The sequence below is a fragment of the Oleiphilus sp. HI0128 genome (assembly GCF_001635365.1).
On record NZ_LWGG01000551.1, the window covers coordinates 1 to 288 of the forward strand.

At 42.0% G+C, this 288-nt stretch carries 1 protein-coding gene; it reads right to left on the minus strand.

The features are described 5' to 3' along the window. Positions 1 to 57 precede the first annotated feature (57 nt). A partial coding sequence (locus A3763_RS06550; protein WP_231872124.1) for a hypothetical protein occupies positions 58 to 288 on the minus strand: 231 nt, incomplete at its 5' end.

Genomic DNA, 288 nt, shown 5'->3' on the forward strand with positions numbered 1-288 from the left:
GGTGCTAATACTCGCCAATGGATATCAAGCAAACAAAACGGTTCCTAATTGGTGTTTCTATTCAAGTGTCACCGAGCTAATGCTGGTTTTAACCTTTTCGCCTGTTTTTAAGTGATAAACAACTTTGGCAGGATAGTAGGGGCTGCGTTTTTGCGCCGGAATCGTTTCGTTAATTGACCATTCTTCAATCTTAATTACTTTTCCATTTGCGTCAATTAGCTGCGTGCGCAACTGTAGAGCGCCAATGTTCAGTGGACTATGGTTTTCTATTGTCACCAATAAAGGCCC